The sequence below is a fragment of the Acinetobacter sp. B-6 genome (assembly GCF_056930735.1).
This window is the reverse complement of sequence record NZ_JBXPBY010000001.1, coordinates 169,916-194,958: the sequence shown is the minus strand read 5'-3', so window position 1 is coordinate 194,958 and position 25,043 is coordinate 169,916. Positions and strand designations below refer to the sequence as shown.

The following is a 25,043-nucleotide window of genomic DNA, read 5'->3' as shown; positions in this document are numbered from 1 at the left end:
ACATTGGAACAAGCACGTCTCTCAAACATCAATCAAGCATATGCAACGCCCCAATCTTTTTCGGCAACAGTGCCCCAATGCCGAGGATCATTGGAATTTTTATTGTTAATGATGAATGCTGGAATGATCAGTGTTGGACCCGTTTTCCCATTCACAATATTGCCCTTTTCCCAAAAGTATTTTTTATTTTGGTATTCGCCCAAGGGGACAGACTCATTTTTTAAAGCATGTTTGGTCAGCATTTCCACTGCAATCTCACCATAAGCAATCGGATCTTGCGAGACACAGGCATCCATATACCCCTCCTGAATCCATTTCAATGCAATGGGTTCACCATCAATCGTCACAAAAATAACATGCCCCTCTTCTCCAACTTTCTTCCAACGATTTCGTTGCTGCAATGCCGTGGCAATCCCACGTGCAGGAGAGTCTGAAGGCGCATGAATCGCATCTAGATCTGGGTGTTCAGACAATGTTGATAACGTCACTGCCAACATCTTGTCCAACTGCCCCTCTGTTGGTCGAGATAGATAGGTAATCTCTGGGTACTTGGCAAATACTGAATCCATGCCTTCTTTGCGTAAACGCCAAGCCACAGAAGCCAAAGCACCAAAACAATTCAAGACCTTACCTTTAGGCTGTCCATGCTTTTTAATCAGTTGATTTACAATTTCCTCTGCTGCCATTACACCACCTTGGAAATTATCAAAACTCACCGTAATTGCGACATCCCCCCCATCTGCTGGTGTATCGATAATACCTACAGGAATTTTCTGCTGGTTATAACGTTGGATTGCAGAAATGATTGCCTGACTGTCAATTGAGTCAGAAATAATTGCAGACGGTTTTGATAAAAGCAGGCTTTGCCACTGTTCAAGCTGACGCGTGCTATCAAAATTTGCATTGGTGGCTTGGAACTCACCAGAATTGGCTTTAACGGCTCGCTTGACCGCCTCTTCCTGAATAACGAAAAAATAGTAATCCAAACTTTTATTTGAATATGGAATTGAAAGTCGAGTCGATGATGTAGAACGACTACAAGCGGTTAAACTGCCACCTAAGCTCAACCCAATCCCCGCTGCTACTGCACTCATAATTAAATTACGGCGGGTAATTCCATCTTGATTTGATTTTGTCATGGGAACATCTCCTTTTATCCCTTAAATGTAGTAATACTACATATTAAAATACATTGTCAATAACAAAGCCTGCTGAATATTTCTAAATATTCTGAGCAACTTTTATAAAGCATCATTATTCAATCAATAAATAACTAATAAATAAAAATTTAAACCAATTTTTAGTTATCTAAACGTATCAACAACGTCATTTATATTATTTTTAAAAAATATAGTTTTGCTATTTATTTCATTTTTACATAAGAATGACCATCAAAACATCCCACTACCATTCCGATCGCTTCTCGTGTAAACAAACCATTTTCCACCACACCAGGGATACGATTTAACTCAATTTCCAATGGCGCAGGGTTTTGAATAATAGGACCGCAATGACAGTCCAAAATAAAATGACCGCTGTCCGTAATCACCGCTTGACCATCGCGTATTCGACGCTCTATCAATATATTTTCAATACCGTGATCTGCCAGTACACGCTCCACCATCACAGCCGTCTGCTTCCATGCAAATTGAACAACTTCAACAGGCAATGGGAAAGCACCTAAGCAATCCACAATTTTGCTTTCATCACAAATACACAGCATTTGTTTGGATGCATGTGCAATAATTTTTTCCCAAAGCAGACATGCTCCACCACCCTTAATCATATTGAATTGATGATCCACTTCATCTGGACCATCAATGGTTAAGTCAATCAGTCCAATTTCGTTCGGATCAATAATTTGAATCCCGACTTCATTGGCGACTTCAATCGTCGAACGTGATGTGGTGGTACACACCAAATTCAATCCATTCTTTTGAATATAGGCACCCAACTCACGGACAAAAAAATGTGAGGTGGTGCCTGAACCCAAACCTAATTTCATGCCATCATGAATAAAATCTTCAATCACGCGGCGTCCAGCCACTTTCTTCGCTTCGTTCTGTATATGATCCATACATCACTCCTGTACGCAGTTTTACTGCATTGTTGATTGGATTCAGATCTTCTCCGTACGCCATAAATCAAGCGCAGGCAATTGATCTGGAAATTCACTGCCACTGGTGATTGCAATTGCGGTCACCAGCATATTGGTAATCAGATGATGATTTAAACGTGAAGCCAATGGTGTCATCAGCTCAGTGTGCTCATAAGGCTGTACCGCAATCAGAACATCGGATGCCTGTGCCAAAGGACTGTCTGCAGCAGTAATTGAAATTACTTTTGCCCCACTTTTACGTGCAATCGAAGCGATTTCAACCATTTGTCTGGTATGTCCCGATTGAGAATAAATCAGGGCAACTTCACCAGACCTCGCACTTTCAACATGGGTTTTCTGGTGCTTTTCACCCAGTAAAGCTTGGCAGCGTATCCCAAGTCTTTGAAACTTATGTTCTGCATCGAGTGCATTGACTTCAGAAATTCCTGTTGCATAAATTCCTACCCAACTCGCTTCATGTAACACATTTGCCGCTTCGCTAATTTGTTCTGGAACTAAATCCTCAGCCAACCGCTGAATCGCATTTAAAGAGTTTCGGCAGGTTTTACGTACAATATTGTCGATACTGTCATTGGGAATGATTTGCTCATAGGCAAAAGGTGCAGAAGGTACCAAGCTTTGTGCAAGTTGAAGCTTTAAATCTTGATAACCTTCAAAACCAAATCGACGACAAAAGCGCATGATGGTAGGATCACTTACCGAACATACTTCCGACAGGCTCGCCATACTCATTTGAATCACTTCAGAAGGTGAAGTCACTACAAAATCAGCGACACGGCGTTCCGCACGATGCATATTTTCACTTTCTTGAAGAATTCGTTGTAGCAAACTGACGGTCATACTTTTTAAACTCCCAGCCATCATTCGACAGCCTACTTAATTAAACTTTTAATAAATCTGCCAAACGATTCAAACGTTGTTTGGGTGGTACATCCACATCAGGACCACCGCCCCAAGGCACAACAAAGAACGGGACATCTGCGCCAATGGCTGTTTGCTGATCAATTACAGTGTCCCCGATATATGCCCAGTCGCCTGAAGTTAGCTTCATTGCTTCGGCAACCGCCAGCAAATGTTTCGGATCAGGCTTACAGGCTGATACAACGTCTGCACCCAGTGCGATATCAAATAAATCTGACAATCCTAACTCTTGCAACACTTTTGCTGTAATTGCATGGGTTTTATTGGTACAAATTCCCAATTTTATACCAGCAGATTTTAACGCCTCAAGATCCTCACGAACATAAGGAAAAATTCGAGTATGTCCCGCAGGGTTAGCCATATAGGCTTGCTGATAACAGCTCAACATGCGCTGAATGGATGAATCATCATATTCAATCTCTAGTTCATCCAAAATATCAGTGATCAATCGACGTGGTCCATTGCCTAAAAATTTTTCGACATCACTCGATTTGAGTTTTGGCCATTGGTTTTGAGCAAAGCCAACATTTAATGCTTCAGTAATATCAGGCGCACTGTCAATCAGCGTTCCGTCTAAATCAAATATATATGCAGAGAAAACTGCCATAACCACTCCTCGGATTATTGATCAAATTGAGCATTCCCCAAGGCAGTAAAAGTTTGCCCCAATACAGGATAAAGATCACGATATAAACAATGTAATTGACGATAAATTTCTATTGTTGATGAGTGAGGATTCTCGCAGGTGATATGAGAAAAGTTTTTAATCGCATTTTCCGCATCAGACCATACGCCTATCGCCAATCCTGCAACCAATGCCGCACCAAAGGCCGCACCTTCAGCAGCACCATCAGTGGTCACAACAGGACAACCAAATACATCTGCTTGAATTTGTCTCCAAAGTTGCGACTTTGCTCCACCCCCTGATGCCTTAATTAAATGCCCTTCAATATTCAGCGGCTTCATTAGCCCGTACATATCGGCAAGTGCATACACGATGCCTTCCATCACAGCACGCGCAATATCTCCAGAATGATGTCTTGCAGTCATGCCAACCAATGCCGCCCGAGCCATTGGATCAGGATGTGGACAGCGTTCGCCATAAAGATAAGGTAAAAACAATAACCCTCGTGCACCAGCAATACTTGTTTCAGCCTGCTGCACAATCTGCTCAAATGTTATGGGTGACATATTGATGCCAGAATAAAAAGTATCCCTAAACCAAGACATTGCTCCACCTGCATTGAGTGAAACACCCATACAGTGCCACTTATTCTCAGCAATATTGCAAAATATCTGCAAACGTCCATCAGGGTTATCTTGTGGATGATCCAAAGCAGCAGCCAAGATCCCGGCTGTACCCAAAGTTGTTTGTAATTCTCCCGGTGCAATAACACCTGATCCAAAGGTTTGAATGACTGAATCACCACCACCACCAGCAACAGGTATTCCGACAGGAATACCAAATCGTTTTGCCCCTTCAACTGAAATACGCCCCGATATGACCTGAGACTCAAAAACTGGCGGAAGTATACGAGGATCAATGCCAATTTTTTCAATTAAACCCGTTGCCCATTGCCGTGATCGCACATTAAAAAGCCCTGTTCCAGACGCATCAGAGACCTCCGTGGCAATTTCCCCAGTCAGGCGTAAACGTAAATAATCTTTAGGATTTAATACTGTGTTGATTTGTGAAAAAAGTTCTGGTTCGTGGCGTTGCATCCATAAGATTTTCCCACCTGTATAACCCACCAACATCCGATTATTGGTTTCAGCAATTAAGCCCTCTAAACCTCCTGCAACCTCAACAATCTCAGCACATTCATCTTTATTACGTTGATCATTCCACAAAATTGCTGGACGTAGCACTTGATGAGCTTTATCTAATGGCACTAATCCATGCATTTGACCCGACAAACCAACACATAGAATTTCAATATTCGAAACTTTTGCCAACACGCCTGCAATGGCTTGACTTGCTCCTTCCACCCATAATTCAGGATCTTGTTCAGTCCAACCCGGTCTGGGTTTCGACAAAGGATAAGTCGCTGTATCCGCAGCTACGACCTTACCCTCAGTATCGATTAATAAAGCCTTACATCCTGAAGTTCCAATATCTATCCCTAGAAGTACCTGCATCGTTTACTCCCTCACGCCATGGTATAGACGAACATGCTTAAAATTAAAATATTCAAGTAATCCCTCACGACCATGTTCATAACCAATGCCACTCTGTTTACGCCCACCATAAGGTGCATTCATGATTCCTGCATCGACGTTATTTATTGCCACATTTCCATATTCAAGTTTGGATGAAACGCTATGTATTTCCGCCAAATCTTTTGAATAACAATAAGCTGCAAGCCCATAAGGTGTATCATTGGCGTAGCCGATTGCTTCATCGAGATCATCATAAGCAGCGATACCCACCAATGGACCGAAAGTTTCCTCAATCATCACTTTCATGCTGTGATCACAATCCACCACGATCGTTGGGCGGAAGAAATATCCTCGCTTGTACTGATCACCTTCAGGTACTGAGCCACCTGCAACTAAGCGTGCGCCTTTGCTCATTGCATCTTCAAGATGCTGTTGTGTTTTCGTCAAAGCTTCGGCGGATGCTATTGCACCTAGATCTGCATTTGGGTTATCCAATCCATTGGCGACTGTGAGTGCATCTGCACTTTGAGAAAATTTACTGATAAATTCTTGATATACCGAGCGATGTACATAAATACGATTAATCGCAATACAGATTTGCCCACAATTTCTAAAGCTACGCCGTGTTGCACCCTGAACCGCCGCATCAATATCGGCATGTTCGGTTACAATCAAAGGACAATTCCCCCCTAACTCCAGAGATAGGCGTTTGACTTGTGGACAGCTCTGCTGTATCTGTAACCCAACAGCACTCGAACCTGTAAATGCAACTTTATCTACTTGTGGATGCTCAACCAATGCCTGCCCCACTTGTGAACCTTTACCTGTAACCACATTGACCACACCTGCGGGAATTCCTGCTTCCTGACATTTTTGTGCAATTGCCAATGCCGTGAAAGGCGTGAGTTCAGCGGGTTTGATCACGATCGTACAACCTGATGCAAGGCTTGCACATAATTTCCACCCCACAAGTTCTGCGGGGTAATTCCAAGGGGTAATTGCAGCCACAACACCAATTGGTTCACGAACCACTAAACTTTGGAAACCACTCTGATCATTTGGAATGATTTCTCCATGTACGCGTGTCGCTTCTTCAGCATAAAAATGGCAAGCTTCGGCGAGTTTTAAAATCTCTCCCTTTGCCTCATTGATCGGTTTGCCTTGCTCAGCAGTCATGAGTATTGCCATGTTGCTTGCATCTGCTGTGATCAAATCCCCTAAACGGTGGAGAGCATTCGCTCTGACCTTGGGTAGCACTTTCGACCATGTTTGGAATGCAACATGTGCGGCAGAAACCGCTGCATTCACTTCTTCAGGTGTTGCTGCTGCAATATGACCAATCACTTCGCCAGTCGCAGGATTTTTAACAGGTAAACGTACCCCCAGACCTTTACGAAACTGATGGTCTATATATAAAAAACTATCTAATTTTTTGATTAATTCGATGAGCGTACTTTTTTCCATCACTTTATCCACCCTCTTCCTAAGCAAGCACATTGTTGTTCGACTTTTAAAATACATAGTAATACTATTTTTATGCAAGCACAATTTATATTACCCTATAAAAATAGTTATTTAATCATGCAATAGCAAAATAAATTTAAATATATAAAACAACAAATTAACAAAATTTAGTTGGATTATAAAATTTAATTTATCATTATTTTTGTACACGACTTGACCAAAAGCAAAAATTAAAAGTAGTATTACTACATTAATAAATACAAACACAGGAAGGATTCCTCATGCTGCCTACGTCACTACAACATGCCAAATTGGTTGGAAGAGTTTGGATTCCCAAGCAAGGACCCTCTATTGTTCTATTACGAGATCAGCAGTTGATTGACATTACTGAGTCCGTGATTTCTATGGCGGATTTTCTTGATGATCACCCTGCTGAACGCTTTGATACGCTTACAGGAAAATCTATTGGGAAAATTGAAGATTTAATTCTTGACCCAACACAAATGGGTTATCACGCTGATCGACCTTGCTTACTTGCGCCTTGTGATTTTCAAGCCTTGAAAGCCTGTGGTGTGACCTTTGCAAAAAGTATGGTTGAACGTGTCATTGATGAACGGACATCAGGTGATCCTGCGCGTGCTGAGGACTTAAGGCAACGTATCGGTGCATTGATTGGTGGTAGTTTATCCAATATTCAAGCAGGATCGGAAAAAGCCAAACAGGTCAAAGCAACATTGATTGCAGAAGGACTCTGGTCACAATACTTAGAAGTGGGTATCGGACCAGACGCAGAAGTTTTCACCAAATCACAACCCATGTCTGCGGTAGGTTATGGTGCCCAAGTTGGTATAAATCGAATCTCACAATGGAATAATCCTGAACCAGAAATTGTGTTGGCGGTTGACAGTCAAGGTAATATTCGGGGGGCAACACTTGGAAATGATGTCAATTTACGTGATGTAGAAGGACGCTCTGCACTGTTGCTTGGAAAAGCGAAAGACAATAATGCATCGTGTTCGATTGGTCCTTTTATTCGTTTATTTGATGAACATTTTACGCTTAAAGATATTGAACATGCCTCTCTCAGCATGTCAGTCACTGGTGCTGAAGATGGATTTAGTCTGTCAGGGCACTCCAATATGATTGAGATCAGCCGAAAGCCCGCTCAACTGGTTTCCCAAACCTATAATGATTCACACCAATATCCAGACGGCTTTATGTTGTTTTTAGGCACAATGTTTGCGCCGACTCAAGACCGTGAAGGTCAAGGCTCAGGCTTTACCCATAAGTCTGGTGATGTGGTTGAAATATCAACTCCACTTTTAGGCACACTACGAAACACTGTTGTATATGCTGATCAAGCTGTGCCGTGGACTTATGGTACCCGAGCTTTGATGCGTAATTTAGCCAAAAGAGGATTGATTTCATGAAACTCGTCGTTACCGATCAAGCCTTTGGCAACACACGACATGAACAAGCAGCCGCTCAGGCAGGTGGCGCTCAATTTTTTGAATTTCAGTGCCGTACCGAGCAGGAAACCATTGAAGCCGTAACTGGTGCTCAGATTATTTTAAATAACTTTGCACCAATGACCTATCCCGTTATGCAAGCCATGGCAGATCAAGCCACCATCATTCGCTATGGAGTAGGCGTTGATAATGTAGATCTGGTTGCAGCAAAACAATTGGGAATACGTGTCTGCAACGTGCCTGACTATGGTATTGAAGAAGTCGCTGATCATGCTGCTGCAATGACATTAACACTCGCTCGAAAACTCAACCAATATGATCAAGGGATACGCGCAGGAGAATGGAAAATTGATCGAATGGTGAATGGTATTTGCTCCTTGCGAAATAGTACAGTTGGGCTGATTGGTTTAGGACGAATCGCTAAAGCCTATGCCTCGCGAATGGCGGCATTTGGTTGTAAGCTCATCGCTTATGATCCTTATGTGACTTCCGAACAAGCACACATTGCCCAGATTAAATTGGCATCTTTAGAACAAGTCATTGCCTCATCTCAAATTTTGTCATTGCATGTTCCTCTTAGCTCGGAAACACGCCATTTAATTGATGCTCAAGCACTGACACAAATGCCACAAGGGGCAATTCTGATCAACTGCTCAAGAGGTGGTTTAATTGATGAAGATGCATTGGCTCAGGCTTTAATACAAGGACAACTCGCAGGTGCAGGATTGGATGTTTTTGAACAAGAGCCTTTAGCGGAACATTCAGCACTTCGTACTGCACCCAATTTAATCATGTCACCGCATGCGGCATTTTTCTCCAACACATCTGTCGATACTCTACAACGTTTAGCTTCAGAAGAAGCTTTACGGAGTATGCGTGGTGAAGCGCTAAGATGTGCACTGACCTAAATGGGGAGACATCATGGATTATCAAAAAAAGCAGGATCTCACCCATAAACTTGCATTGGTTACAGGTGCTGGGCAAGGCATCGGTGCCGCGATTGCTGAAGCACTTGCCTGTGCAGGTGCAGAAGTGATTTGCACAGACCTTAAACTTGATCGGGCAAAATCGACTGCTCTCGCTTTAAACGCTCAAGGATTCAAAGCGAGTGCTGAATTGCTTGATGTGACTGACAGTCAGGCTATTGAAGCTTTAGCACTATCACTCCCTGCATTGGATATCTTGGTGTGTAATGCTGGTGTTGTCAGTAATACGCCAGCAGAACATATGACTGACGAGGAATGGAATAACACCATAAATATAAATTTAACGGGCGTTTTCCGTACCTGTCGTAGCTTTGGTCGTCGTATGCTTGAACTGAAAAAAGGCTCCATTATTAACATTGGCTCCATGTCTGGACAGATTGTCAATGTTCCTCAACCGCAATGTCATTACAACGCAGCAAAAGCAGGCGTTCATCATTTAACCAAATCACTTGCTGTTGAATGGGCGACCCGTGGCGTCCGTGTCAATGCGGTGGCTCCAACGTATATCGAGACACCCCTGCTACAACATCTTGAACATCAGGAGGATTTATTTCAGCAATGGTTGGAAATGACACCAGCAAAACGTATGGGGCAACCACATGAAATTGCTTCAATTGTACAATTTCTCGCTTCCGACGCAGCAAGTTTAATCACAGGCTCTATTATTACCGCTGATGCTGGCTATACCTGTATTTAAAGATGATCTGCAAAGAATCTAATTTAAGGTGGATATATAAATGAAATGTTTATTAAGCATTTTATTAGATAAACAGAAATTAAATTGAATGCACTTTAAAAAATGAAATCGATTTTATGCAAAAGTTTAAAAGTGAACGAACGATTTAAATATCAGTTATTATTAATTAAAACTACATAATATAAAGGAGGTCTGTAAATCTGAAAATATATTGAATATGAGCAGGTGAATATTTTTAAGGAAAACATCTAACTCTTAAAAACTGAACAAAGGATTTAGGGGCTGTGGGCATTTCATAAATGGCTTGCGTTGTAGGTTAAAATTGAGCAGGTATGAGGAGTATACTCCGCAAGGAAATGAAGAGAATAGCGAGACTATTTTTAAGTTTCATAACGTAGCCTGAGATAATTTTAGCCACAACCCTTCGGGACTAGCGTGTTTTTTGTCGCTTCGTCGTTACGAACTACTTATTTAGAATGACTAAATTTCGTATTTCGAGCCTAGAATCGCCTAAAAAACACACCTAGTCGCAAACATAGACGAATTATCCACAGACCCTAATGGATAAGATGATTTATCCATTTTCATAGCAAAAGAAAAGGACGAATACTATGGCAGGTTTATCTATTTGGCATGTGATCATTTTTGCAATCGTTGTCATTCTCTTATTTGGTACATCCAAACTTAAAAACATCGGTAAAGATGTAGGTGGTGCTGTAAAAGACTTTAAAAAATCAATGCGTGATGAAGACAATGCGCTCAGTGAACCCAAAACTATTGATCATGATGAAGTCAAAAAACCATCTGAGACCAGTTTTAAAAGCTAAATTGAGGATACTGTAAATGCTCAATGTCGGACTGTCTGAACTTTTTGTATTTGGCATCATCGCGTTACTGGTACTTGGACCTGAAAAGCTCCCAGAAGCGGCTCGGTTTGCTGGAAAGTGGTATGCCAAAATTCTGTATTTTGTGAAAAATACCCAAAATGATATTGACCGTGAATTACGGCTATCTGAATTGCGAGAACAGATTCAACAAGAAATGCAGCGCATGGCTGAGCTTGAGCAAAAAATGCAATCTCAAATTTCCGAATTAAAACAGCAAAGCTTAGCCGATGAAATTCACGAGACTGACTTAAAAACCTCATCCATCCCCCAATCAGCAAAATTATTGCAATATCAATATTTAACCACCCAAGATGCTGATGTATTGGTATTTATTCCATATCAACTTCACACCTTTTTTAAAATCCAGAATGATCAGGTCAATAACGCTTCAATAAAAATACCATCTCCACCTCCTGTTAAATTGAAGGTGATCGCATGAATACAACAAATACTCAATCATCTCCACCAGTGAGTATCACAGAAATACCTGTCGAAGAGCTGGAAAAGATGTCCTTTACAGAGCACTTGGTGATTCTTCGCCAGCACTTATTTAAAACCGTGGCTTTACTGCTCATTCTCTTTTTTTGCTTATTGCCTTTCGCCAATCATACTTATCAAATTTTATCAGAGCCATTAAGAGCGCAGCTTCCTACAAACTCATCCATGATTGCAACGGATGTAACAGCAACATTTATGGCACCTTTTAAATTAAATTTTTATATTGCCATCATGCTTGCAATGCCTTTTATCATTTATCAAATTTGGAGCTTTATCAAACCTGGACTTTATGAAAAAGAAAAATTGCTCAGCTTCCCGTTATTGGTGGGTAGCATCGTTTTATTTTATTTAGGAATCGCCTTTGCATACTTTTTGGTTTTACCGTCAATTCTACATTTCTTTATCAGTGTTTCTCCTGAAACAGTAGCCCCCATGACGGATATCAATAGCTATCTTACATTCTGCTTAAAGCTATTTTTAGTATTTGGTTTAACGTTTGAGATCCCGATCATCACTTTATTGCTGATTCTTATTGGGGTCGTCAGCACCCAAAGTTTAATCGAGAAGCGTCGTTTTATCATTGTAGGTTGCTTTTTTATTGCGATGTTTGTCACTCCACCTGATGCAATTTCAATGATTATGTTGGCGATTCCGATGTGGTTATTATTTGAAATTGGCTTACTGGCTGGACGATTTCTTGAAAAGCGTAAAGAAGGATAATTCAATCTTGAATATCTCAGACTATATGATCACGCTGAATTAGATTAAAATAGATATGTAACAATATTCAGCGTTTGTGCCAACCAAGTGATATTTAAGCGAGAATACGATGAATTATTTGCTTTTAGTTGTATTTTCAAAAGCTTGCTCTAAAATAGCTATCATCGATAATTGAATATTTATATCGCTTTTACATCTTTCGGACTTTACTTTAAGCTCTATTTAACTAGGTAATGAGCCTTCAATCTTGTTTCCCTATTATGATCCATCTCTATGCCCCATACATTTTCAGACCATCCACAAATTCGCCTTGTTTCCTGTTTTGACGAACTGATCAATACAGCATTTAAAGGTGATACCAATGCAATGTGTTGGCATAGAAATTTAACAGGCGATTTTAAAGAGATTGTGTCTAAGCTCGAGTTAAAAGAAAATATTACTGAAGTTTCAGAGCAAGATCTTTTTGCTTTAAAACTCACTGAACAAGGTGAATTGGCAAGAGAAATAATTTTAAATGATATAAAACAATTAACGCTGCTTGGTGCTTCGCCTACACTAAACCTCATTCAATATTATGAACGTGATGAGGAATTAGATTTCATTTCAACTGATGTTTATTCCTTCCATATTGACCGCTCTCCGATTGAAACAGATACATTCTTATGCACTTATCATGGCGCGTCTAGTGATATTCTACCAAACGCTGAGGCTGAGCAAAAAATACTTATTCCAGAAATTCGAGAAAAACTTAAAGCACTTCATGAAGGGTCAGCAGCAGAGTTTGAAAACTTTTTAAAAGACTATTTTTTTGATTTACATTATCAGCCTAAACCCAACGCCGTACCGATTAACTTAGGCTTAGGTCATCTTTGGCGTTTAGCCGTTGATCATCCAACACTGCAAGTTTTGCCTTGTGTACATCGAGCGCCTGTCGAAAGTAATGGAGAGTATCGCTTGTTGTTGATTTGTTAGGGGGGCGTGTAGGATCAATGACCTGAATCAAGCAGATCAGTATTATTTGAATCAAGTCGCTAGTCCCTCAATACAAGACCAAGAAAGGCTTTAGATTGGTATACTCCGTTAGAGAAATTTACTCAATTAGTTGATTATCATCAGGCTTTTAAATCTGTCGCACCTCATGTTTGAATTCGCCAATCTATCTTTAAAAGACAACAAGAAATCAACAACCTTATTCAATAACGTTATTATAAACATGACCTTTCACAAAACCTCTAATTTCTACTTCATTATCAGTTACTCTGCATGTAAGCCAATGATGGCAAGAACAATCATGAGCTCTAGTAGGGTAAAGCCTTTATTTTTATTCGTAGTAAAAAGTTACACACCTATCACAGTTATTCCATCTAATTTATTTTCTAAATTATTTTTTAAAAAATTAATAATTTGATTCATCATTTCAATAGCATCATTTTTATATGATAGAAAGTTTTCAATAAAATCTAACTTACTCTCATTAAAAATTAAATGAATATCATCATTTTCATTTATTACTGCTTTAGAATTCAAATACATTCTATAAACTTCTAATCTAGCAATTATCATTTCAACTTTTTTTGAATCAAGATAAATATTTCTCCAATGTGCCCATTTATCTTCACCCTTAAAAAAAAACCTCTCGATTAAAGAAAATGCAGTTTCGCCAATAACAATTGAATTCAAATAATTCATATTATTTTCAATACTTGAGGGAATAATTTGCATACAAAGCCCTCCACACAAACCATCATATTTTTTAACTTTAAAATTAATTTTTCTGATTTTCTTTGTCACTAGTTTCCATATCCTCTTTTTCCAAATGAAACAATAGTATTATCAGGTGCAATATCTATATACTTATCTCCTTTATACCATCTTATCGTCCCCTCTACTGATCTTTCAACTAACTCTCCCCCCTTCTGCTCCTGTTAAGTTTTGAGAAAATCCTTGACCCTTTCAAATTAAGCCAATGATGACAAGAATAATCATAAGCTTTAGTAGGGTGAAACCTGTATTTTTACTTAAGTTTTAAATTCCATTGAAGCATACCATTGCTTGATTAAACTCAAAAATATTCATTCCCAATATTTTTGCCCCTCATTAATTGTGAAATTCACTATAAAATTACGAAAATTTTTCTCTATTTTCCTCCAATCATCCCTTGTATCCATTCGGTTTGCTATGATTATGGAACCATAATCTTCTTTAGATTTATCCAACCTTAATAGCAATAAATCATTATCCCCTATAAACTCACCAACAATATAATCACCGAATATACCACCCACATTATCAAACATAAATTCTTCTGTTTTTAATCTTATAAAATATAAGTCCAGTAATATTAATCCCCACTGTCCATATGTAACATCTTCAAACAAATATGCGCCATTAGAAATTTTATAAAATTCAATAAAATCTTCAGGAAATAGGATATTATCAAATTCATTTATTCCATGTAAGAACCGACATCTAAATAACATATCTATAGAAATATTATTTATTACTTTAGGTTTCGTCCAACTATTTTTTAATAAATCTACAATAATTTCAAAACTATTATTCATTCTATTACCTGGCGAATTCAAACATGAGGTGCGACAGATTTAAAGACCTGATGATAATCAACTAATTGAGTAAATTTCTCTAACTGAGTATACCAATCTAAAGCCTTTCTTGGTCTTGTATTGAGGAACATAGTGACTTGATTCAAATAATGCTGATCTGCTTGATTCAGGTCAATACCTTTAGGTAAATATTGACGAATTAGACCATTCATATTTTCACAAGTCCCTTTCTGCCAGGGTGAATGCGGATCACAAAAATATACATCCATCCCTAAATCCTGTTCTAAAATCTTATGCTCTGCCATTTCTCGACCTCGGTCATATGTCAGTGTTTTACGTAATGCATCTGGAAGATATTTCAAAGCCTCCGTTAATGCCAAGCGTACAGATTCTGCTTTTGCATCAGGTAATACTGCCAATATGCAAAGCCGAGTATTGCGCTCAATCAGAGTAGCAATCGCACTCTTATTGTCCTTGCCTTTAATTAAATCAGCTTCCCAATGTCTGGGTATCTTTCTTTCTTCCACTTCCTGTGGACATTCATGTATCGTTTTAATTTCTTGTAATATTGAATCTTTTTTAGGTTCGCCATTCGCCTTACGTTTTTTATTTGCATGCCTCAAACAAGAGATCAAGTCTTTCTTCAATTCACCTTTAGGTAAAGCTCAAATGGTTGAATAAATCGTTGTATGACTGATGCTCATATGACCATTTGACTCAGATAATTGTTTTAAACGTTTAGAGATTTGTTCAGGAGGTCATAAACAGCGGAGAGCTTCAACACAACCATCAAAACAATTGGTGCAGCTACACTGATAGAAGAATCAATAATTCGTTGTGCACCATCTCGTTGATATTGGATTTCAGAATCTTTCAAAAACAAACGATTATAACTATCATACAAACCTGATAAAGAAGATTGTCTATTTGAATCAGTGCTTTTGCTATTGTTTACTTTCCCTTCGCTAATCCCTGCTTGAAGTAATGCAAAAATTAGTCCTTGGTTCTTAACATTTTCGACAGAAATTTTATCTCCTAATGACGGTCTATAATTTGCATATTGCATCATTAACGTTGATAAAGATTCTATTTCTTTATTTGAAAGTCCATCCAGACCATATTTTGCAAATTTGTACGCTATATGATCCTGAGTAATCGTATCATCAGCATATAACCATTTGGCTCCAACACTTTCAGGAATACTGCTTAATAAATCTTGTACGTCAACCGGATATTTTCCTTTTTGAGGATTTGTTTCTTCTGCTAATAAGGTCTTAAACTTTTCTGGTGTTACATCTTTTTCACCTTTTAATCCTAATTTAGCAACATCTTCATATACTGATTCAGGGACTTGATCTATTGAAATGATACCTAAACCAACCAAGATTTCATATCGATTGAAAGTTTGAGTCTCTGGAGGTAAATCATAACTTTTTGTACCATCTTTCTCCACCATCTGCAATGTATTGTTTTCAATAACATTCTTACCAACAACTCCTGCGATCTGCGCATTAAATGCTGAATCTCCAACAGTTCCACCAACCACAGCACCTATTGCTGCAGTCATATCACGTATACTTGATTTAACATCTTCTGGTAAAAGATTAGGATCAAAATCAGCTGTTTTAGGATTTATCGCAGTTTTGCCATCATTGTAACGTCCAGCTAAATAATCTGCCGCTGCTTCACTCGCAACCGCCGCACTGCCTCCTGCTGCTGGGTTACCGCCATTTACAAAGGCAAGCGTTGCTCCCAATATCGCATGGGCAGCCAATTGAGCTACTTTATTCTTGTCTTCGCCATGCCCCAATTGTTGCCCAATGACATTTATACATATGGTGCAAGAGTATTGGCTGCAATCTGTAAGTCAGTTTGCCCACCTAAGAGACTATATTGGGAACGAGGCAATTTATTACATGTTTAATTTTCACAGACATCTTAACTATCAGTTGAAAATAATACAATTTATTACTATTGCCACTCTTCTATTCATCTGGATCTATATCCCATAACTCAGGATTTGGATTAGCATATTGACCATTTTCAATAACTTTGCACCATCCTACACCATTTACAAACATACTTAATCCAATAATATTGAACCTTTTATTATCAATTTGGTCTAAAGTAATTAAGCTTCTTTTATAGTATAAGTAATCTCCTCCAGCCCCAGCAGGAATCCTTTCATTTAAATCATACCAAGACCATTCTAAAACATACCCTGAGACAAGGGGTACTGTCTCAAAAAAATCAATTATAAAATTACTATCTATTTTGACTAAACACGGAATATCAGAACATTCCAACATCATTTCAGAATAAATATTATCAGGAAGCTCTAAATTTAAAATTAACATTTACTTATAATTCCTAGGAACAATTGCTTCACCATTAAAAGATTTTTTATAGGATCAAAATCTCCAGTTGAGACAAAATCATTAACTATTTTTTAATTATTTTTAAGCCAATCTGGCTCTTCAACCTCTACAATATTTGTATATTCTCTACTTTCTATTACCTCAATCCATCCCATTCCCAATACAAAGATTGATAAATTTTCAATTATATATCGATCAGTTTCTTTTTTAGAAATTGAAATTAGCCCATAACTATAATGTGTATATTTTCCCCCCGCACCAGCGGGGACCCTCATATCAATGTCTCTATGATTCCAATCCTCAACCACCCCTATGACTTGAGGATTTGCAACCAAAAACTCAATTTCAAATATCCTAGAGATTTTACACAAACAAGGCATCCTATCTGCTTCTAATATCATTTCTGTATACAAATTATCAGAAAAACTAGCAGTTAACTCTAACATTACTTATAACTCCTAGGAATAACAGCATCCCCTGTGAATGATTTTTTGAAACTATCTAATGGACTCAAATATGACTTCCCATGAGGATCTCTGATTGCTAGAACCTTTTGTCCGTTTCTTACAGTAACCCCATCTACAACCACAAAATGTAAAAAATCTCGACTCTTGTCATCAATTCTAACAATTACAGGAGTACACGCTTGTAGTGCTTGGAAATAATAGTTATTTTTTTGCTTATCTATTTTCTTATCTGCCATTAAAACTCCGAATAAATTATCCTCTTCTACCACATTTTGCGCAACGTTCCCACTCTGAACTGTATTTGATACATCACCTGTAGTCGCTCCAACACCAGAGGCGACTAAACCAGTGATTGCACTGATCGTACTCTTTTCATCTGCCGTTAAATCTTTTGCATCCTTACCATATAAGAAATTTGATAAGGCTGGTGCGGCTGCCTCAGCTCCGCCTGCTGATAGTCCAGCAGTCAATGCATCATTTCCTCCCGCTGCTGCAACTGCTGCACCTAGGACGGTATGAGCAAGAATATGTGCTGTGCTTCCTTCTGCATCCTTAGATTTAAAGTATTGACCTATCTCATAACTTGCCACAGGGCTTAAGGTTGCTGTCGCAATACCAAGTCCTGAACTTGTTGGTGCTGATAATCCTGTTGCTACACTATCTAGTAATACACCAAGTTTTTGATAGTTCACCACTTTGTCATTATAAGCATTCAATTGGGTTTGCTCTTGTTCACTTAAGACCAAGCCTTGTTTTTGTTTGTCTATAATGGATTGATTTTCTTTCTTCGCTTCATCAATCTTCTTATTAATCTCTGCTTTTGCTTCTTGGCGATTTGCATCGAAGTTCTTCGTCACTTCCATCTGCAAGTTGATTTCACTTTAAACCTTGTCTTTATCAAAGTTATTTTTTAACGCACCACTATTTTCTCGGGCTGTATCTGTTGTCACACTGGTCAAGATGTCTGACTTGATCTGCTCAGCGGTTTTACCTGTTAATGCTTGCTGACCTTGTTCATCTCGAATGGTGATATTTGACGTATTGATACCGCTCTTGGTCACACTGCTGTTTTTATCACTGTCTAAACCAAAACCGATCGACTTACTTACACCTGTAGTCGTGGATGCATGCTGATCAATTTTGTTTGGTGTAGAAAGTACAGTATCAGGTGTTTTACCACCTTTTTCATCGCTTTTTCCTGCATTAAACCCTGCACTTAAGCTAATACCTTTGGCATCATACTCATTGACATTACGAATATCTGAATGCGTCAATGTGCCTGTATCCAAACTATTTTTCTTTAAGTTTTCAGCAGTTTGTGTCGAGGTAATGATCGCTCCTTTCAAATCAGTATTATTCTTCACCTTGATCTGATAACCATCATCTCCAGCGAAAACTCCTGAGTGTTCGTTTACCGATGCATAATTGGCATTTACATTGGATTTGCTAAATCCTGTAGATGCATTTCCGCTGTTGATACTCGCACCATTGGTTCCGACACTGACTTGCCCTGAGATATTTTGTTGCTTGCTTTGATAGGTTGCTTTGTCTTGTAAGCTTTCGATATTTAGTTCATTGGCATCAATCTGTACACCTTTACCTTGTACCTGACCACCAATAATATTAGTTGCATTTCCACTACTGATCGTGGTTGAACTGTCTTTAGAAATGAGACCTATCAAAGCCTTGTTATAACAAGACCAATTAGTCATTCGATAGGTTTTCGGGCTAGGCTCCTTCAGTCGAAAATTATATTACTAAAGAAGCCTTTAGAACAGGTTTGTGCAACAAAGTGATTCTACACTACCAATTTCTTCTAAACTCTATTATTTCCCCATTATTATCAATAAAAATTGGAGTGTTACCAACTAAAGAATAATTTATATCTTTTGTTTCCATAAATCTTTTTGATTGATAAAAAATAAACCAACCATTATCAACTTTGTCTAATTTAGGATCAATTACTATTTCATCATTATCAAGTTCACCTAAATTTGTACTTAAAAATTTTTTTGCTAACTCAATGATTTCTTTTTCAGTCTTCATTTAAATAATCTCTACTTAAGCTTACCAAATCTAATATGTTCAAACTGTTTAAAGTTATTCAAACCGGAACTACCAGTTTGTCCATCAATATAATTCACTTTTCCATTTTGAACTACTGCATTCCATACATGACCTGAACGCCCATCACTCGTCATACCATATACAACAGCCCTTGTTCCATCTCCAGATTTCAATAATTCTTGTTCCATTTTGTTCTTGCTTATCCACCCACTGAGTTTTGTACCTAGTACCTTTTCAAGTTGATTAAATGGAAGTGGACTTGTACTTGGCAGAGCTGAAGTTGGTGCGCCAGTTTTGAGTTCATTATTCACAGCTAATACACAATTAACACAATTTTGATTGCTATTAGTCGGGTTAATATTTTTAATTCCCCCCGCATCTGCTTCTGTATTAGTCGTCAGTTTAACATTTTTAGGTGCAACAGCTCCACCTATCATCAATACATTACCAACCACCTCAACTCCAGCAAATGTTCTAGACAATGCTGTCATTTCTTGATTTGTAAATAGTGATCTATCAGCAAAAACATCGTGACCACTTTTCAGTGTATTCGCAACTATTGAAGCCAATGCGCCACCTTGAACAAGTGCCCTAGAACTATTTAACTCATAGCCTGAATATAGGGCTTGATAATCTACTGGTAATAATTTTGCTTTCAAACTACCATTTTGATTGACAACTAAATAACGCAATCCTGTACTATCATTTGGATTAGTTATAATGTCTCCTTCATTATATTTTGTACTACTAACACTTATAATTTTTTGGACATTTTGCATCGCAGCCAAGGTGTTCTGCATAATAATATTTTTCTCACACTCTGCGCTCTTACACGCTTGTAGTGCTTGGAAATAATAGTTATTTTTTTGCTTATCTATTTTCTTATCTGTCGTTAATACTCCGAATAAATTATCCTCAACTGCATTTTGCGCAACGTTCCCACTCTGAACTGTATTTGATACATCACCTGTAGTCGCTCCAACGCCAGAGGCGACTAATCCAGTGATTGCACTGATCGTACTTTTTTCATCTGCCGTTAAATCTTTGGCATCCTTACCATATAAGTATTGCGCAAGTTTTGGTGCGGCTGACTCAGCTCCGCCTGCTGATAGTCCAGCAGTCAATGCATCATTTCCTCCCGCTGCTGCAACTGCTGCACCTAGGACGGTATGCGCTAAAATATGCGCTGTACTTCCTTCTGCATCCTTAGATTTAAAGTATTGACCTATCTCATAACTTGCAACAGGACTTAATGTTGCTGTCGCAATACCAAGTCCTGAACTCGTAGGCGCTGACAATCCTGTTGATATCGTATCAACCAATACACCTAGTTTTTGATAGTTGGCGACTTTGTCATTATAGGCATTCAATTGGGTCTGCTCTTGATCACTTAAACTTAAACCCTGTTTTTGTTTGTCTATAATCGCTTGGTTTTCTTTCTTCGCGTCATCAATCTTCTTATTGATTTCAACCTTTACTTCCTGACGATTTGAATCGAAGTTCTTCGTCACTTCCATCTGCAAGTTGATTTCACTTTGAACCTTGTCTTTATCAAAGTTATTTTTCAATGCACCACTGTTTTCTCGGGCTGTATCTGTTGTCACACTGGTCAAGATGTCTGACTTGATCTGCTCAGCGGTTTTACTTGTTAATGCTTACTGACCTTGTTCATCTCGAATCGTGATATTTGACGTATTGATACCGCTCTTGGTCACACTGCTGTTTTTTCACTGTCCAAACCAAAACCGATCGACTTACTTACACCTGTAGTCGTGGATGCATGCTGATCAATTTTGTTTGGTTGTGCTGTACTCTGAGTAATTTAAATATTTATTTTCAATACCCAATTGATGATTCAAGATTTGAATATCTCAATTCATTAATATTATTTTTTCCCAAACAATCTCCCAAAAAAGCTTTTTGGTTTCCAGTTCGGATCTAAAAAATCATAATGATAGTCGTAATGCTTTAAAGGTTTAATTGGCATAAGTTCCATTGGAACAAGCGGATTATCTATTTCTATCTCAAGTCCATTCATCCATGCCAATTTGGTAAACAAGACTGGATGATGTGACCAAATTTCTCCACTAAACTCTTCACCAAAATCTTTGTTATACGCTTTGTGTACTTTTGGTTTTAGTAAAGTCTGTATAATATCTATAATTTTATCTTTATCCTTATGATAAATTGCATCATATACACCAAATTCAAACTCTACTACTTCTCTTAATTTATTAATTTTTTGGTTGGCTATGTCTTTTATTCGTTGATAATCCTTCCAATCATGTCGTAAAACTGCCTGTAAAGCATGAGTACGATATCTTGGATCATCTTTAGATGGTTTAAATTTTGCTTCTTGATAACTTGGCTCATAGTCTCCCCAAAGTAAATGAACTGTATCAAGATTAGCAAACTTTTTAATCACTTCCTCACTGTCAGATAAAATTGGAAAGATAAACTCATCAGGAGTAGACATTGTATAAGAGAATCCACCAGGATATCTTGCACTTTCAATTCTTAATAAACTGGATACATAAAACCATTGTTTGACCAGACAAATCTCTTTGTTGACCAAAGCAATTAAGCCTTTATAAGCACTACTTCTCGCTAAAGACTCATAAACTGCACCCTGTTGCTGATTTTTCTTGAGTCTATCAACAATTAGATTTATACAAGCTTCATCTTGATCGTTATAGAACTTTACCATTACAGATAAATCTTCAAGTAAATTTGTAACCATTATTTAGTAACCTTGTTGCCCAAATTAAGAGTAATGGCTCTACTATCATTAACACCTACTACAATTTTATTAATTGGTTTACCCTCATTAACAGCTTTGGTAATTAACGTTGCTGTTTTAATAGCATCTGGATTCTTTGTTTTAACCAAAGCCTCTGTTCTACTAACTATCCATTTGTCTGACATCTGAACACCAATATCATTAGTTGATTTTTTGTTATCACTTAACTTTACTGAACCTCTTTCTTTTAAAGGCTTCACCTCTACAATATAGAGTTCGCCATTCTTCATGTAAACACCATCAAAACAATTACTTCCACACTTACTTTCAAGTTTTGTATAACCACTATTCTTAAAGTAGCTATCCGCAATTTCCTCTCGTAAAATACCAGATTTATTATTATCTGTGTTATTGAGTAATTGCTGTTGTTTATTTAAAACTTCTTTTGGCGGATCAATAATTTTTCCATTTTCAGTAATTTGCTTTGCACTAATATTTCCTGATGTTGATGTTTTGACTAAAGGTAATTTTGCAGGATCATTTTGTAATACACGCTTTATATCCTTAACTGCCTCTATTGTAACAGTCCCACCCTTTTTAACTACAGTAATTGCCCCTGCACTCAGCGCTGCTGAAAGACCATTGAGTGCTGTTGTCATTTCAGCATTACCTAATCTTTCGAATTCTGCAGGTGTACTACCTAACGTATTGACTGCTGTAATCGTTTTTGTAGTATCCCATAGCTCTCCAGGAATATTTTTGATACCCTCATATATCGCCTTTGCCACACCTTTCGGATCATTCTTAACAGCTTCATAAAGCTCTTGAGGTACATTAGGTAAATTTTTAATGTCATTGACAAATTTTGATATTGCTTGATCCTGTCCTTTTCTAAATGCTGCATCTTGTGCTGCATCCATTTTGTTATAAGCAGCCACACATTCATCACTCCAACAACCTAAGTGCTTTATGTCCTGCCAGTATGATGTCTTGTTATCCTCTACCGCATTCTGTACAACTTGACCACTTTGAACCGTACTTGATACATCACCTGTAGTCGCTCCAACGCCAGAGGCGACTAATCCAGTGATTGCACTAATCGTACTCTTTTCATCTGCCGTTAAATCTTTTGCATCCTTACCATATAAGTATTGTGCAAGTTTTGGTGCGGCTGCCTCAGCTCCGCCTGCTGATAGTCCAGCAGTCAATGCATCATTTCCTCCCGCTGCTGCAACTGCTGCACCTAGGACGGTATGAGCAAGAATATGTGCTGTGCTTCCTTCTGCATCCTTAGATTTAAAGTATTGACCTATCTCATAACTTGCAACAGGGCTTAAGGTTGCTGTCGCAATACCAAGTCCTGAACTCGTAGGCGCTGACAATCCTGTTGATATCGTATCAACCAATACACCTAGTTTTTGATAGCTTAGATTTGGTCTCAGTGGAAGTCCTAATATTCACTATTAAAACTTACAAAAATAATTTACTGGCTCTTATAATTGGAATATTTTATCCACTTAATTTCCAAAAATTTACTCTTAAAAAAACCTCTAAAATTTTAGAGGTTTTTTGCATTAATCATTAAATTCATCCATACATGACTGTATTTCATAAATAAACTGCGTTTTTGCTTTTCCTTGTTCATCTAGATTTAATATAAACTTCCTCCAATCACCACCTGTATGTGACTGCATTTCATCATGAAGTTCCTGGCTAAATTTTATAATCAAATCGTAATTAAAATCTGGAGGTAAATACTCTGTATGATTGCGAAAGAAAAATACCCCATATTCAGACCACCCCTCATCAGGATTAAATTTGTATTCGAATCTCCATGAATCATAATCAAAAGGTCGATATTTATGTACTTCTTGTACAATTTTATTCAATATCTCAAATTGCAATTGCATTATTTACCACCACCTGCTTCATTTTTAAAGACTTGCTCAAACTCCCCCATCAACTTTAAATGTTAATCTTAAGCTCTTAGGTCTTAATGAGCTAGAATCACTTCTCATAAACATAATTTTTATTTTTTATTTTTTATTTTTTATTTTTTATTTTTTATTTTTTATTTTTTATTTTTTATTTTTTATTTTTTATTTTTTATTTTTTATTTTTTATTTTTTATTTTTCAAATATATTTATATTAATTTTATATTTTATTTTCTACAGATTAAAATATGAGAGCTGTTAAGCAAATAACAGCCCTTTTTATTAATATCTACTATTCATGTAACAAATTTAAAAAATCATCAAAATTATTAGCTACATTATTAACAACCATAGAACTTGCTCCATCTTCATAATCAACAAAGTCATCATGATAAACCAATACTATTTTGGGTTCTGTACCTTCAATATTATCTCTATAATCAAAACAAATATAGTCACCATTTGCGCATATTCCAAAAACAACTAGATTTTTTATACCATAATTTTCAAGATCATTTACATTACTCTGATTGCTTAAAATATCACCATCCAAATGATCAGTTTTAAAACTTAAAAAATTTAAATCCCGTTCATCTTCTTTTTTATAAATATTTTTAAAATCAAAAATATTTTCAACTGGAGATAAAGCATCATGATCTTTTATTAAATTAATATAACTTGTAGGAAAGTTATATCCTAAAATACTCTCAACTTCATGTATTATATCTAAGGATACTTGTCCATTATCATCATAAATACGCATCTTATTTTCCTACCTTAATTATTACCACTTGATAAAGAATTTTGTCCTGTATGAGGTACAGCTTTATTCGAATGAAATTCAGCTGGAACTAATTGCATATTTTTTGGTGATGATTGAGCATTGTGGTCCCATGTATAACCATCAATTTGAGATTCTCCTAAACGCAATTGCACTAATTGACTATATGAAAATTCAGAATTTTAGCAAT

General features: G+C 37.6%; 23 protein-coding genes and 7 pseudogenes. 8 read left to right on the top strand and 22 right to left on the bottom strand.

Annotation, left to right across the window (positions count from 1 at the left end):
* Positions 1 to 32: 32 nt before the first annotated feature.
* From AC1Z3T_RS00890 to AC1Z3T_RS00865, 6 genes are all read right to left on the bottom strand, one after another.
* Positions 33 to 1,139, bottom strand: coding sequence for a sugar ABC transporter substrate-binding protein (locus AC1Z3T_RS00890; RefSeq protein ID WP_100885612.1), 1,107 nt, complete (start codon positions 1,137 to 1,139; stop codon positions 33 to 35).
* Between the two features lie 224 nt (positions 1,140 to 1,363).
* Complete coding sequence (gene rpiA, locus AC1Z3T_RS00885; protein WP_100885613.1) at positions 1,364 to 2,077, bottom strand: ribose 5-phosphate isomerase A; 714 nt, start codon at positions 2,075 to 2,077, stop codon at positions 1,364 to 1,366.
* A gap of 42 nt (positions 2,078 to 2,119) precedes the next feature.
* Positions 2,120 to 2,959: a MurR/RpiR family transcriptional regulator gene (locus AC1Z3T_RS00880; RefSeq protein WP_100886313.1), complete on the bottom strand. Its 840-nt coding sequence runs from the start codon at positions 2,957 to 2,959 to the stop codon at positions 2,120 to 2,122.
* A gap of 40 nt (positions 2,960 to 2,999) precedes the next feature.
* On the bottom strand, positions 3,000 to 3,647 hold the full coding sequence (locus AC1Z3T_RS00875; protein WP_004829103.1) for an HAD family hydrolase: 648 nt from the start codon (positions 3,645 to 3,647) through the stop codon (positions 3,000 to 3,002).
* 14 nt (positions 3,648 to 3,661) lie between these two features.
* Positions 3,662 to 5,179, bottom strand: a complete 1,518-nt coding sequence (xylB, locus tag AC1Z3T_RS00870; protein WP_100885614.1) for a xylulokinase — start codon at positions 5,177 to 5,179, stop codon at positions 3,662 to 3,664.
* Positions 5,180 to 5,182: 3 nt separating this feature from the next.
* Positions 5,183 to 6,664, bottom strand: a complete 1,482-nt coding sequence (locus AC1Z3T_RS00865; protein ID WP_167387363.1) for an aldehyde dehydrogenase family protein — start codon at positions 6,662 to 6,664, stop codon at positions 5,183 to 5,185.
* Between the two features lie 281 nt (positions 6,665 to 6,945).
* On the opposite strand from AC1Z3T_RS00865, the gene AC1Z3T_RS00860 reads away from it, so the two are divergent.
* The 8 genes and pseudogenes from AC1Z3T_RS00860 to AC1Z3T_RS00825 form a co-directional block, all read left to right on the top strand.
* A complete protein-coding gene (locus AC1Z3T_RS00860) occupies positions 6,946 to 8,094 on the top strand; it encodes a fumarylacetoacetate hydrolase family protein (RefSeq protein WP_042086579.1) in 1,149 nt (382 codons plus the stop codon).
* Positions 8,091 to 9,041: a C-terminal binding protein gene (locus AC1Z3T_RS00855; RefSeq protein ID WP_100885615.1), complete on the top strand. Its 951-nt coding sequence runs from the start codon at positions 8,091 to 8,093 to the stop codon at positions 9,039 to 9,041. The genes AC1Z3T_RS00860 and AC1Z3T_RS00855 overlap by 4 nt, the downstream gene beginning before the upstream one ends.
* A gap of 13 nt (positions 9,042 to 9,054) precedes the next feature.
* Positions 9,055 to 9,816, top strand: coding sequence for an SDR family NAD(P)-dependent oxidoreductase (locus tag AC1Z3T_RS00850; protein WP_100885616.1), 762 nt, complete (start codon positions 9,055 to 9,057; stop codon positions 9,814 to 9,816).
* Positions 9,817 to 10,427: 611 nt separating this feature from the next.
* A complete protein-coding gene (tatA, locus tag AC1Z3T_RS00845) occupies positions 10,428 to 10,643 on the top strand; it encodes a Sec-independent protein translocase subunit TatA (RefSeq protein ID WP_004829116.1) in 216 nt (71 codons plus the stop codon).
* 16 nt (positions 10,644 to 10,659) lie between these two features.
* Positions 10,660 to 11,142 (top strand): Sec-independent protein translocase protein TatB, encoded by a 483-nt coding sequence (gene tatB / locus AC1Z3T_RS00840; protein WP_100885617.1) that lies wholly within the window; start codon positions 10,660 to 10,662, stop codon positions 11,140 to 11,142.
* 68 nt (positions 11,143 to 11,210) lie between these two features.
* Positions 11,211 to 11,921 (top strand): twin-arginine translocase subunit TatC, encoded by a 711-nt coding sequence (gene tatC, locus AC1Z3T_RS00835; RefSeq protein ID WP_418134819.1) that lies wholly within the window; start codon positions 11,211 to 11,213, stop codon positions 11,919 to 11,921.
* A 273-nt stretch (positions 11,922 to 12,194) separates the two neighbouring features.
* Positions 12,195 to 12,893 (top strand): DUF1826 domain-containing protein, encoded by a 699-nt coding sequence (locus tag AC1Z3T_RS00830; protein ID WP_100885619.1) that lies wholly within the window; start codon positions 12,195 to 12,197, stop codon positions 12,891 to 12,893.
* 19 nt (positions 12,894 to 12,912) lie between these two features.
* Positions 12,913 to 13,067 (top strand): annotated as a pseudogene (locus AC1Z3T_RS00825) (IS30 family transposase); the annotation flags it as partial.
* Between the two features lie 108 nt (positions 13,068 to 13,175).
* Here the strand turns inward: AC1Z3T_RS00825 and AC1Z3T_RS00820 are convergent.
* The 16 genes and pseudogenes from AC1Z3T_RS00820 to AC1Z3T_RS00745 all read right to left on the bottom strand — a co-directional run.
* A pseudogene (locus AC1Z3T_RS00820) lies at positions 13,176 to 13,244 on the bottom strand (type IV pilin protein); the annotation flags it as partial.
* 15 nt (positions 13,245 to 13,259) lie between these two features.
* Complete coding sequence (locus tag AC1Z3T_RS00815; RefSeq protein ID WP_419319773.1) at positions 13,260 to 13,712, bottom strand: hypothetical protein; 453 nt, start codon at positions 13,710 to 13,712, stop codon at positions 13,260 to 13,262.
* Positions 13,713 to 13,993: 281 nt separating this feature from the next.
* On the bottom strand, positions 13,994 to 14,485 hold the full coding sequence (locus tag AC1Z3T_RS00810) for an SMI1/KNR4 family protein (protein WP_042086569.1): 492 nt from the start codon (positions 14,483 to 14,485) through the stop codon (positions 13,994 to 13,996).
* Positions 14,486 to 14,502: 17 nt separating this feature from the next.
* Positions 14,503 to 15,267, bottom strand: a pseudogene (locus AC1Z3T_RS00805) (IS30 family transposase); the annotation flags it as partial.
* A gap of 665 nt (positions 15,268 to 15,932) precedes the next feature.
* A pseudogene (locus tag AC1Z3T_RS00800) lies at positions 15,933 to 16,369 on the bottom strand (VENN motif pre-toxin domain-containing protein); the annotation flags it as partial.
* Positions 16,370 to 16,470: 101 nt separating this feature from the next.
* Positions 16,471 to 16,842, bottom strand: a complete 372-nt coding sequence (locus AC1Z3T_RS00795) for a hypothetical protein (protein ID WP_009584579.1) — start codon at positions 16,840 to 16,842, stop codon at positions 16,471 to 16,473.
* A gap of 92 nt (positions 16,843 to 16,934) precedes the next feature.
* The gene (locus tag AC1Z3T_RS00790) at positions 16,935 to 17,309 is read right to left on the bottom strand and encodes a hypothetical protein (protein WP_009584586.1); all 375 of its coding nucleotides are present in this window, start codon (positions 17,307 to 17,309) and stop codon (positions 16,935 to 16,937) included.
* 269 nt (positions 17,310 to 17,578) lie between these two features.
* A pseudogene (locus AC1Z3T_RS00785) lies at positions 17,579 to 18,997 on the bottom strand (hemagglutinin repeat-containing protein); the annotation flags it as partial.
* Between the two features lie 136 nt (positions 18,998 to 19,133).
* A complete protein-coding gene (locus AC1Z3T_RS00780; RefSeq protein ID WP_009587274.1) occupies positions 19,134 to 19,376 on the bottom strand; it encodes a YrhB domain-containing protein in 243 nt (80 codons plus the stop codon).
* 11 nt (positions 19,377 to 19,387) lie between these two features.
* Positions 19,388 to 20,176 carry a toxin glutamine deamidase domain-containing protein gene (locus AC1Z3T_RS00775; protein WP_419319922.1) on the bottom strand — a complete coding sequence of 263 codons (789 nt, stop codon included), beginning with the start codon at positions 20,174 to 20,176 and terminating at the stop codon, positions 19,388 to 19,390.
* A gap of 129 nt (positions 20,177 to 20,305) precedes the next feature.
* Positions 20,306 to 21,198, bottom strand: a pseudogene (locus AC1Z3T_RS00770) (VENN motif pre-toxin domain-containing protein); the annotation flags it as partial.
* 84 nt (positions 21,199 to 21,282) lie between these two features.
* On the bottom strand, positions 21,283 to 22,137 hold the full coding sequence (locus AC1Z3T_RS00765) for an Imm49 family immunity protein (RefSeq protein ID WP_100885622.1): 855 nt from the start codon (positions 22,135 to 22,137) through the stop codon (positions 21,283 to 21,285).
* Positions 22,137 to 23,564: pseudogene (locus AC1Z3T_RS00760) on the bottom strand (VENN motif pre-toxin domain-containing protein); the annotation flags it as partial. The pseudogene AC1Z3T_RS00760 and the gene AC1Z3T_RS00765, both read right to left, overlap by 1 nt.
* Before the next feature lie 147 nt (positions 23,565 to 23,711).
* Positions 23,712 to 24,047 carry a hypothetical protein gene (locus AC1Z3T_RS00755; protein ID WP_100885624.1) on the bottom strand — a complete coding sequence of 112 codons (336 nt, stop codon included), beginning with the start codon at positions 24,045 to 24,047 and terminating at the stop codon, positions 23,712 to 23,714.
* A gap of 317 nt (positions 24,048 to 24,364) precedes the next feature.
* Positions 24,365 to 24,835 carry an SMI1/KNR4 family protein gene (locus AC1Z3T_RS00750; RefSeq protein WP_005032611.1) on the bottom strand — a complete coding sequence of 157 codons (471 nt, stop codon included), beginning with the start codon at positions 24,833 to 24,835 and terminating at the stop codon, positions 24,365 to 24,367.
* Between the two features lie 14 nt (positions 24,836 to 24,849).
* Positions 24,850 to 25,008 carry an HNH endonuclease gene (locus AC1Z3T_RS00745; protein WP_010591123.1) on the bottom strand — a complete coding sequence of 53 codons (159 nt, stop codon included), beginning with the start codon at positions 25,006 to 25,008 and terminating at the stop codon, positions 24,850 to 24,852.
* Positions 25,009 to 25,043: the final 35 nt, after the last annotated feature.

Excerpts from the sequence above, each read along its gene's own strand:
- AC1Z3T_RS00890 (WP_100885612.1), bottom strand. The coding sequence starts at position 1,139 with ATGACAAAATCAAATCAAGATGGAATTACCCGCCGTAATTTAATTATG.
- rpiA (WP_100885613.1), bottom strand. The coding sequence starts at position 2,077 with ATGGATCATATACAGAACGAAGCGAAGAAAGTGGCTGGACGCCGCGTG.
- AC1Z3T_RS00880 (WP_100886313.1), bottom strand. The coding sequence starts at position 2,959 with ATGACCGTCAGTTTGCTACAACGAATTCTTCAAGAAAGTGAAAATATG.
- AC1Z3T_RS00875 (WP_004829103.1), bottom strand. The coding sequence starts at position 3,647 with ATGGCAGTTTTCTCTGCATATATATTTGATTTAGACGGAACGCTGATT.
- xylB (WP_100885614.1), bottom strand. The coding sequence starts at position 5,179 with ATGCAGGTACTTCTAGGGATAGATATTGGAACTTCAGGATGTAAGGCT.
- AC1Z3T_RS00865 (WP_167387363.1), bottom strand. The coding sequence starts at position 6,664 with ATGGAAAAAAGTACGCTCATCGAATTAATCAAAAAATTAGATAGTTTT.
- AC1Z3T_RS00860 (WP_042086579.1), top strand. The coding sequence starts at position 6,946 with ATGCTGCCTACGTCACTACAACATGCCAAATTGGTTGGAAGAGTTTGG.
- AC1Z3T_RS00855 (WP_100885615.1), top strand. The coding sequence starts at position 8,091 with ATGAAACTCGTCGTTACCGATCAAGCCTTTGGCAACACACGACATGAA.
- AC1Z3T_RS00850 (WP_100885616.1), top strand. The coding sequence starts at position 9,055 with ATGGATTATCAAAAAAAGCAGGATCTCACCCATAAACTTGCATTGGTT.
- tatA (WP_004829116.1), top strand. The coding sequence starts at position 10,428 with ATGGCAGGTTTATCTATTTGGCATGTGATCATTTTTGCAATCGTTGTC.
- tatB (WP_100885617.1), top strand. The coding sequence starts at position 10,660 with ATGCTCAATGTCGGACTGTCTGAACTTTTTGTATTTGGCATCATCGCG.
- tatC (WP_418134819.1), top strand. The coding sequence starts at position 11,211 with ATGTCCTTTACAGAGCACTTGGTGATTCTTCGCCAGCACTTATTTAAA.
- AC1Z3T_RS00830 (WP_100885619.1), top strand. The coding sequence starts at position 12,195 with ATGCCCCATACATTTTCAGACCATCCACAAATTCGCCTTGTTTCCTGT.
- AC1Z3T_RS00810 (WP_042086569.1), bottom strand. The coding sequence starts at position 14,485 with ATGAATAATAGTTTTGAAATTATTGTAGATTTATTAAAAAATAGTTGG.
- AC1Z3T_RS00795 (WP_009584579.1), bottom strand. The coding sequence starts at position 16,842 with ATGTTAATTTTAAATTTAGAGCTTCCTGATAATATTTATTCTGAAATG.
- AC1Z3T_RS00790 (WP_009584586.1), bottom strand. The coding sequence starts at position 17,309 with ATGTTAGAGTTAACTGCTAGTTTTTCTGATAATTTGTATACAGAAATG.
- AC1Z3T_RS00780 (WP_009587274.1), bottom strand. The coding sequence starts at position 19,376 with ATGAAGACTGAAAAAGAAATCATTGAGTTAGCAAAAAAATTTTTAAGT.
- AC1Z3T_RS00775 (WP_419319922.1), bottom strand. The coding sequence starts at position 20,176 with ATGCAAAATGTCCAAAAAATTATAAGTGTTAGTAGTACAAAATATAAT.
- AC1Z3T_RS00765 (WP_100885622.1), bottom strand. The coding sequence starts at position 22,137 with ATGGTTACAAATTTACTTGAAGATTTATCTGTAATGGTAAAGTTCTAT.
- AC1Z3T_RS00755 (WP_100885624.1), bottom strand. The coding sequence starts at position 24,047 with ATGCAATTGCAATTTGAGATATTGAATAAAATTGTACAAGAAGTACAT.
- AC1Z3T_RS00750 (WP_005032611.1), bottom strand. The coding sequence starts at position 24,835 with ATGCGTATTTATGATGATAATGGACAAGTATCCTTAGATATAATACAT.